Source organism: Oscillibacter sp. KLE 1745 (assembly GCF_000469445.2).
GTDB lineage: Bacteria > Bacillota > Clostridia > Oscillospirales > Oscillospiraceae > Oscillibacter > Oscillibacter welbionis.
Map to the genome: position 1 here is coordinate 1 of NZ_KI271673.1, position 6,053 is coordinate 6,053.

Below are 6,053 nucleotides of genomic sequence, written 5' to 3' on the forward strand. Positions count from 1 at the left end.
CGGGAACCTGCTTGATGGAAACAATGATTTTCATGTTAACCTTTACCTCCTATCTTACTTCACGCCCAGGCGGCTGGAAATAACCATCCGTTGGACCTCGCTGGTACCCTCGTAGATTTCGGTGATCTTGGCGTCGCGCATCATGCGCTCCACGGGATACTCGCGGGTGTAGCCGTAGCCGCCGAACAGCTGGACGGCGCGGCGCGTGACATCGGAGGCAGCCTCAGCGGCGAACAGCTTCGCCATGGAGGCGTCCATGGAATAGTCCTCGTGATTCTGCTTCTTCATGGCAGCAGCATACACCAGGTACTGAGCAGCCTGCATCCGGGTGTGCATGTCGGCCAGCTGGAACTGAGTGTTCTGGAACTGGCTCAGGCGCTTGCCGAACTGGACACGCTCCTGCGTGTACTTGACAGCCTCGTTGACAGCGCCCTCGCCCAGGCCCAGGGCCTGCGCGGCGATGCCGATCCGGCCGCCGTCCAGGGTCTGCATGGCGATCTTGAAGCCCTTGCCCTCTTTGCCCAGCAGATTCTCCTTGGGAACGATGCAGTCCTCAAAGATCAGGTCGCAGGTGGAGGAGCCGCGGATGCCCATCTTCTTCTCGTGCTTGCCGGTGGAGAAGCCGGGGAAGTCCTTCTCCACGATGAAGGCAGAGATGCCGTGGTTGCCCTTGGACTTGTCAGTCATGGCGAACACCACGAAGGTATCGGCCACGTTGCCGTTGGTGATGAAGCACTTGGAACCGTTGAGGACGTAGTGGTCGCCCTCCAGCACCGCCAGGGTCTGCTGGCCGGAGGCGTCTGTGCCGGCGTTGGGCTCGGTCAGGCCGAAGGCACCGATCTTCTTGCCGGAGAGCAGGTCGGGCAGATACTTCCGCTTCTGCTCCTCGGTGCCGTGCTCAAAGATGGGGGCGCAGCACAGGGAAGTGTGGGCAGAAACGATAACAGCAGTGGTGCCGCAGACCTTGGCCAGTTCCTCCACGCACATGGCGTAGGACAGAACGTCGCCGCCGGCGCCGCCGTACTCCTTGGGGAAGTAAATACCCATCATCCCCAGCTTGGCCATCTTCTCGACGGTCTCCATGGGGAACCGCTCCTCTTCGTCGATCTCCTCAGCCAGAGGCTTCACTTCGTTCTCGGCGAATTCACGGTACATCTTCCGGAGCATCTGCTGCTCGTTTGTCAGATGAAAATCCATATACCATTAACTCCTTTTCTTGTTGGTGCTGACTTCAATTACTTGGAATAATCATAGAAGCCCTTGCCGGTCTTCTTGCCCAGCAGGCCGCCGCGGACCATCTTGCGCAGCAGCAGCGCGGGACGGTACTTGGAGTCGCCAGTCTCATTGTACAGGGTCTCCATAATGGCCAAGCACACGTCCAGGCCGATGAAGTCGCCCAGAGCCAGGGGGCCCATGGGATGGTTGGCGCCCAGCTGCATGGCCTTGTCGATGTCGGCCACGGAGGCGACGCCGGTCTCTACCAGGCCGATGGCCTCATTTATCATGGGGATCAGGATCTTGTTGACCACGAAACCGGGGGCCTCAGCCACTTCGACGGGCTCCTTGCCGATCTCCTGGGACAGCTTATAGACGAAATCGAAGGTCTCCTGGGTGGTGTTGGCGCCGCGGATGATCTCCACCAGCTTCATGCTGGGCACGGGATTGAAGAAGTGCATACCGATGACGGGGTGCTTCAGACCGTTGCCCATCTCGGTGATAGACAGAGAAGAGGTGTTGGAGGCGAAGATGGCCTCGGGCTTGCACAGGCTGTCCAGCTCATTCAGCAGCTCCTTCTTGGTAGCCATGTCTTCCTTGACGCACTCGATGATGAGATCCGCGTCGGCGCAGGCGGACTTCTCCTCCACCAGCACGTTGGCCAGCAGGGCGTCCACAGCCTCCTGGGTCATCTTGCCCTTCTCCACCCGCTTCTGCAGGGAAGCAGCCAGCTTATCCTTGTGCTTCTGCGCGGAAGCGACGGAGCTGGCATACATCAGGGCGGTGTGGCCCTTTGCCGCGAAAACCTGCGCAATGCCGCTGCCCATGGTACCTGCGCCAAAAACTGCAACCTTCATGATTTTTCCTCCTGTTATTTTTGAATAAATTGTTTGGTTTCCTTGTTTCATGCCTTTCGGCACTCCAGGGGGCCGGGCTGTGCCGCCCCTCCGGGAGAACACAGAGTCATTCCGATATTGCCAATTTACTCACAAACTTTATTATAGGGTGACTGGCGGCATTTATCAAGTATAATTTGTGCAGTTTGCGAAAAATTTCACGTTTTTTACACTTCATACAAATTGCTCGTTAAACTTTATACAATTTTGTTAATGCATTCACAAGGCCCTTCGTTCCAGCTGTATCTGCCGGAAATCTCACAGCCTCTCGGCCGCCTCGCACCGGAGCCAAAATGCCAGAATCTCCTCCTTAGCCGCCTCCGCCCGGGAAAGAATGGCAGGGTGCCCACCGGATGCAAACAAGCGCACGGCGGCATGGGGCATCTGCGCCGCCATCGCCTTGTATTCCTCTTCCAAATCCTGTCTGCACATGGGGTCCTCCCGGCTCCCCATCAGGAGCACTGGCGGCCGCATCTGCTCCAGCGGGCCGCAGAACAGCGGCCGTCCGGAGGCGGCGCATCGCAACAGGGCATCCGTGTCCCGGTCCACCACCGCCTCCCAGTCCGGTCCCTGGCACCATGCATAAAATTCCCGGGCTGCCTTGTCTCTTTTGGCGCGGTCCCGCTCTGCTGTCAAATCCCGCGCAAACCCCGGGTGAAGGCTCCGCCCGTCAAAGCTGTCCGCCACTACGGCGCCTACTGCGCCGGGTGCCAGCAGGGCCGCGTTCATGGCGGCCCAGGCGCCGCCGCTGGTTCCCAGCAGACAGGGCCTCTCATAGCCCGCCGCCCGGATCAGGGCCAGGGCCTGCCGAGCCTCTTCCTGCCACAGGTCCGCCGGAAACGACTCCACCCGGTCGGAGCGCCCGTTTCCCAGAAAGTCCAGCAGCACACACCGGAAATGAGGCGTATAGAGTGGAAGCAACGGCTCAAACAGCCGGGATGAGGCGGTATTGCCATGGAGAAAGATCAGGACCGGGCCCTCGCCCGCCTCCTGATAAAACATGCTTCTGCCGCAGTAGGGCACCTTGGGCACATCGCTCCCCCCTCCCATTTGGGCTATCATACCATCTCTTTGCTTTCCGCGCAAGCAGGAAATCCACGCCGCCATTTACAGCGCCGGGTCTGTATGGTACAATAGCATTCTGAATGTACGGAGGACTCCCCGGCGGGGTCTTCCTGAAATCGGATCGGGAACCGACCCAGGAGGATGTTGACACATGCGGATGCGAAAGAAAAAGAATCTGATCCCCCGGATGGAGCGCTGCGGCGACCGCCTGATCCGGGAGCCCTACTCCATGCCGGGCAAGTGGCGGGAGCTGATGCCCCAGGCCCGGGAGCTGCGGCTGGAGCTGGGCTGCGGCAAAGGCCGCTTCACCGCCGGCACAGCGGCGGCGGAGCCGGACGTGCTGTTCATCGCTGTGGAGCGGGTGCCGGATGCCATGGTCATGGCCATGGAGCGGTGTGCGGCCCAGGGGCTCACCAACGTGTTCTTCATCGACGCCAATGCTGACCAGCTGCCCCTGTTCTTTGCCCCGGGAGAGGCGGACCGGATCTATATCAATTTCTGCGATCCCTGGCCCAGCAACCGCCACGCCAAGCGCCGCCTGACCCACGGCAACTTCCTGCGGCTGTACCGCCAGGTGCTGAAGATGGGCGGGCAGATCCACTTCAAGACGGACAATCAGGACCTCTTCACCTTCTCCGTGGAGGAGCAGCCTCTGTTCGGCTTTGAGCTGTCCGAGGTCACCCGGGACCTCCATGCGAATGGCCCGGTGGGCGTCATGACGGACTACGAGGCCAAGTTCCATGAGCAGGGGCTGCCCATCTGCCGGTGTGTGGCCACCATGGTTCCCTGGGAGGAACCCTTCCCCACCGACATTCGGCGGGTGAAGAACCGCTGGCTGGACGTTTTTGCCGACGGCGTGTCCGACGCGGAGTTGGGGAGGCATGTGCTGTCGGATGGGAATTACCTGTGGCATCTCTTCTCCTGGAACCTGGTGCCCTGCCTGTCCGGCGACGCGGCCCGGCAGGCTCTGTCGGAGGCATCCGGTGAGAAATACCTCTTTTATTATGAAGAGCCGCCGGAGGGTGAGCCTCTGGTGCGGCCGGTGACGGCGGAGGAGCTGGTTACCCTGCCCGCAGATGCACGCGCCATTCCCGGAGCGGACTGGTACGTGGTAGACAAGGATTTCACCTGGACGTTTGCGCAGCCCCATGAGGCGGACTGCGGGCCGTACTTCTGCCAGAAAGCCTGACCGAAGGGGCACAACGGGGATTGCCTCCCCTCCGCCCTGGATATACAAAAAGCAGCGCTCTCCCATTTGGGAGGGCGCTGCTCACATAGTCTGGAAAGGGATCTTACGCCTTCTTGGCGATCTCGGTCAGCTGGGTGAAGGCGGCGGCGTCGTTGACAGCCATCTCCGCCAGCATCTTCCGGTTGATCTCAATGCCAGCGACCTTCAGGCCGTGCATGAAGGTGGAGTAGTTCATGCCGTTCATCTTGCAGGCGGCGGAGATGCGGGTGATCCACAGGGAGCGGAAATCACGCTTCTTCAGCCGGCGGCCGGTGTAGGCATAGCTCAGGGACTTCATCACGGCCTGGTTGGCCACACGGAAGTGCTTAGACTTGGAGCCCCAGTAGCCCTTCGCCATCTTCAGGATCTTATTTCTTCTCTTGCGCGTCATCATCGCGCCCTTGACTCTAGCCATTTCAAAAACCTCCTATTTGAACGTCTCGTGTCTTACTTGTAGGGGATCATCTTGCGGATGGCATCCACATTGGTGGTATCCGCATAGCCGCCGGCACGCAGACGACGAGTGCGCTTGGTATCCTTCTTGGTCAGGATATGGCTCTTGTAGGCCTTGGCGCGCTTGACCTTTCCGGTCTTGGTCAGATTAAATCTCTTCTTTGCACCACTGTGGGTCTTCAGCTTCGGCATAATGGTTGCTCCTTCCGTATCGTTGAAATCAGATTACTTGCCGGATTTGGGGGAGAGGAAGATGGACATCATCCGGCCCTCCAGCTTGGCGGGCTTATCCAGATTGGCGGTTTCGGCGCATTGTGCGGCAAACCGGTCCAGCAGGTCCCTGCCGATGTCGGTATGGGCCATCTCCCGGCCGCGGAATCGGACCGAGACCTTGACGCGGTTGCCGTCGGCGATGAACTTCTGCGCGTTTTTGAGCTTCGTATTGAAATCCCCGATGTCGATGCCCGGAGACATCCGAATCTCTTTGATCTCCACCACGTGCTGGTTTTTTCTGGCCTCTTTTTCCCGCTTGCTCTGCTCGAACCGGAACTTGCCGTAGTTCATCAGCTTGCACACGGGGGGAACGGCCTGCGGCGAGATCTTGACCAGGTCCAGGCCCTGCTCGTCGGCGATCTTCAAAGCTTCCGCAGGGGGCATGATGCCGAGCTGCTCGCCCTCGGAACCGATCAGGCGAATCTCCTTGTCTCTGATCTCCTCGTTCAGTTCATGCACTACTTTACTAATGGTCGAAGCACCTCCATCTCAGAATCACAAAACGCGGATACCATGCAGGCATCCGCGCAACAACAAACCACCGCCCGGTGGTCTGATTACAGCAGTGTAAACCTCTTTGCCAAATCGCTGGAGGTGAGGCGGATGCAGTCAGCCTTCTTTGTTTTGCTGGATTAGTATAGCACCCTTTTGTCCTTTTGTCAATCCATTTTTTCCTCCGGTGACAAGGTTTTTTCCAGCCTCCGCGTATAATTTCCGCAGCTGGCGGTGAGACTATGCCATGTACTCAAGCAGGCGAAAGGAGGTGTCCTGATGAGCAACCGCGACAACCAGAACAAGCGCGATGCCGGCCAGACTCAGCAGAAGGAGAACCGTGAGAACAGCCAGCAGAACCAGAACAAGGCCCAGAAGGAAAACCGCAAGTAACTCCCCTGGAATCGCCATACGGCGGGGCAGACGCCCCG

7 protein-coding genes are annotated in these 6,053 nt (G+C 59.2%); 1 reads left to right on the forward strand and 6 read right to left on the reverse strand.

The window, feature by feature from the left end; translation table 11 throughout:
* Positions 1–54: 54 nt before the first annotated feature.
* The 3 genes from HMPREF1546_RS01770 to HMPREF1546_RS01780 form a co-directional block, all read right to left on the reverse strand.
* A complete protein-coding gene (locus tag HMPREF1546_RS01770) occupies positions 55–1,197 on the reverse strand; it encodes an acyl-CoA dehydrogenase (RefSeq protein WP_021751625.1) in 1,143 nt (380 codons plus the stop codon).
* 38 nt (positions 1,198–1,235) lie between these two features.
* A complete protein-coding gene (locus HMPREF1546_RS01775) occupies positions 1,236–2,072 on the reverse strand; it encodes a 3-hydroxyacyl-CoA dehydrogenase family protein (RefSeq protein WP_021750190.1) in 837 nt (278 codons plus the stop codon).
* A gap of 297 nt (positions 2,073–2,369) precedes the next feature.
* Positions 2,370–3,173, reverse strand: coding sequence for an alpha/beta fold hydrolase (locus tag HMPREF1546_RS01780; RefSeq protein WP_021750189.1), 804 nt, complete (start codon positions 3,171–3,173; stop codon positions 2,370–2,372).
* A gap of 154 nt (positions 3,174–3,327) precedes the next feature.
* Between HMPREF1546_RS01780 and trmB the strand changes: the two genes are divergently transcribed.
* A complete protein-coding gene (trmB, locus tag HMPREF1546_RS19095) occupies positions 3,328–4,365 on the forward strand; it encodes a tRNA (guanosine(46)-N7)-methyltransferase TrmB (protein WP_021750188.1) in 1,038 nt (345 codons plus the stop codon).
* Between the two features lie 103 nt (positions 4,366–4,468).
* On the opposite strand, the gene rplT is transcribed toward trmB, so the two are convergent.
* From rplT to infC, 3 genes are read right to left on the reverse strand one after another with little or no spacing between them, the layout of a single operon-like run.
* Positions 4,469–4,819: a 50S ribosomal protein L20 gene (rplT, locus tag HMPREF1546_RS01790; protein WP_021750187.1), complete on the reverse strand. Its 351-nt coding sequence runs from the start codon at positions 4,817–4,819 to the stop codon at positions 4,469–4,471.
* Between the two features lie 32 nt (positions 4,820–4,851).
* Positions 4,852–5,049, reverse strand: a complete 198-nt coding sequence (gene rpmI, locus HMPREF1546_RS01795) for a 50S ribosomal protein L35 (protein ID WP_021750186.1) — start codon at positions 5,047–5,049, stop codon at positions 4,852–4,854.
* A gap of 33 nt (positions 5,050–5,082) precedes the next feature.
* Positions 5,083–5,589, reverse strand: coding sequence for a translation initiation factor IF-3 (gene infC, locus HMPREF1546_RS01800; RefSeq protein WP_021750185.1), 507 nt, complete (start codon positions 5,587–5,589; stop codon positions 5,083–5,085).
* Positions 5,590–6,053: the final 464 nt, after the last annotated feature.